This window comes from Bacillus sp. JJ722, from assembly GCF_036963345.1.
Lineage (GTDB): Bacteria > Bacillota > Bacilli > Bacillales > DSM-1321 > Bacillus_AD.
The window spans coordinates 1-2,726 of the sequence record NZ_JBALMO010000274.1; the positions used below are offsets into that span (position 1 = coordinate 1).

Annotated in this window: 2 protein-coding genes; one reads left to right on the forward strand and one right to left on the reverse strand. The window is 34.4% G+C overall.

The genetic code is table 11. The features are described from left to right. Positions 1–205 precede the first annotated feature (205 nt). Positions 206–1,657 (forward strand): cardiolipin synthase, encoded by a 1,452-nt coding sequence (gene cls, locus V7014_RS23550; protein WP_335510921.1) that lies wholly within the window; start codon positions 206–208, stop codon positions 1,655–1,657. A 105-nt stretch (positions 1,658–1,762) separates the two neighbouring features. Here the strand turns inward: cls and V7014_RS23555 are convergent, their stop codons facing one another. Then, positions 1,763–2,482 (reverse strand): YebC/PmpR family DNA-binding transcriptional regulator, encoded by a 720-nt coding sequence (locus tag V7014_RS23555; protein ID WP_335510923.1) that lies wholly within the window; start codon positions 2,480–2,482, stop codon positions 1,763–1,765. Positions 2,483–2,726: the final 244 nt, after the last annotated feature.

The following is a 2,726-nucleotide window of genomic DNA, read 5'->3' on the forward strand; positions in this document are numbered from 1 at the left end:
CTACTGACTCTTATATATGATCTATACCACATGTATTTTTTTCATAAGCAAATGAAAGAATAAATTTATCTATAATTACTTCTATATTCTATTAATTCCTGACTACCGTTACATAGCAATTCACTAATGGTAAAATCAAATTACTTGGATCTTCTCCAAGAACACTTATTTCAACTTTGAATACTTGAAAGCTCGGTGAGACATTATGTTTACATTTCTTTGGAATTTCATGTTAGTTATTAATATCATCCTTATTCTCGTCATGATTTTTCTTGAGAGAAAAGAACCCGTTTACATATTCGCTTGGATGTTTCTTCTTATATTCCTTCCATACGTTGGATTCATTCTCTATTTAATATTTGGTAATGGCCCGCGATTTAGGAAGCGAAAGAACTTTCACTTAAAGAAAAAATGGGATGAATTATACACTACATACATAACTAAACAACAGCGCCAAATTGAAGTTTATGAAGGCAAGGAAGAAATTTATAGATCATTAATGATGTTTAACCTAAATGCTAACAAAAGCTTCGTTACAACAAAAAACAAAGTTAAAATTTATACAAAAGGTGAGGATAAATACCACGATTTATTTGCAGACATTCGTCAAGCAACAGATACGATTCACATTTTGTACTATATCTTTAATATAGACGAGATTGGATCCGAGTTGATTACCATTTTAAAAGAAAAAGCTGATGAAGGTGTGGAAGTCCGGGTCGTCTATGATGATATAGGTAGCTTACATACGTCTTTATCCTCATTCCAAACCCTTATTAATAAGGGTGGTAAAGTATATCCTTTCTTCCCTTCCAAATTGAAAATACTTGGACCAAACATCAACTATCGGAACCATAGGAAAATCGTTGTAATCGATGGAGTAATTGGTTATACAGGTGGCATGAATATTGGCATTGAATATGAATCAAAGGATCCAAAACTTAGCCCTTGGAGAGACACTCATATTCGTATAGAAGGGGAAAGCGTGGAAATGTTACAAGTACGTTTTCTCCAAGACTACGGATATGCATCACATGAAGAAGTAAGCGAAGCAACACTAAAAGAAAAGTTCAAAAAGTTCTTTCCAAGAAAAGATTGGAGCTATTTAAAAGAACAGTTTATACAAATTGTTTCCAGTGGCCCTGATACAAGAGGAGAAGAATTAAAAAATTCCTTCATTAAAATGATCTATTCAGCCAAACAATCAATTGATATTCAAACACCTTACTTTGTACCTGATTCCGCATTTCTTGAAGCGATTAAAACAGCTGCACTTTCTAAAATAAGGGTTCGATTAATGGTTCCACTCAAGAATGATAATCGTTACGTTGACCGAATTATTACGTCTTACGTAAAAGAACTGCTGGAAGTTGGTGTTGAAATTTATCAATATGAAGGCTTTATTCATGCTAAAACCATGACAGTGGACGATCGTATTACTACAATTGGTACTGCAAATTTAGATATTAGAAGCTTTCAACTGAATTTTGAAGTGAATGCCTTCATATACGACATTACTACTTCACAAGAAATGACTGCAATTTATGAACAAGATATCATACATTCACATCGCGTCACATTGGAAGACGAAGCGAACAAAAAATGGTATGTACGAGTTGAAGAAAGTATTTATCGTTTGTTTTCATTGGTTATGTAAGAAAAGCGCGGGCGCTGGAGCTAGACACCGCGCAAAATTATATACTTTTTTACACTATAAGAAAAAAGCAGACCTCATACAAGAATAAGGTCTGCTTTCTTTTATTTATTCACCTAAATCTACATTGTGATACACTTGTTGAACATCTTCTAAATCTTCTAATGCATCAATTAATTTTTCAAATTGAGCTTGTGCATCAGCATCAAGAGTCACATCGTTTTGTGCAAGCATTGTTAGCTCTGCCACAGTAAAATCAGTAATTCCTGCACTTCGGAATGCTTCTTGAACAACATGGAATTGATCAGGCTCAGCATATACGATTACCGATTCATCTTCTTCGATAATATCGCGTACATCAACGTCTGCTTCCATTAATAATTCAAGTACTTCATCAGCTGACTTTCCTTCTATACCGATTACAGCAGTTGCATCAAACATATAAGAAACGGAACCACTTACACCCATGTTCCCACCGTTTTTCCCAAATGCTGCACGTACATTTGAAGCAGTACGATTTACGTTATTTGTTAAAGCATCTACAATAATCATTGACCCATTAGGTCCAAAGCCTTCATAACGAAGTTCATCATAGTTTTCATCAGACCCGCCTTTTGCTTTTTCAATTGCACGGTCAATAATGTTTCTTGGTACATTATATGTTTTAGCACGCTCTAGTACGAATTTAAGTGCTTGGTTTGATTCCGGATCAGGCTCACCTTGTTTCGCGACTACATAAATTTCAAGTGCGAATTTTGAATATAAACGACTAGTATTTGCATCTTTGGATGCTTTTTTCTCTTTAATATTATTCCACTTACGTCCCATTGTGCTCACTCTCTTTCAGCTTAAAATCTATACAAAATAATTACAAATTAAAAACTACTTCTTATACAATTAATCTATTTAATGAATACAATTCATTCACAGAATATATTATAACGAATTGATTCATCTGTTTCGAGTCCTCTAATAAAAAAAAGCGCAAGCGCCCGTTTTGCTCCGTATGGACTGGAGCCCTTCGACTGTGAGATAAAGGAAACACGAAGAGCCGTTAAGCGATTCGATTGTC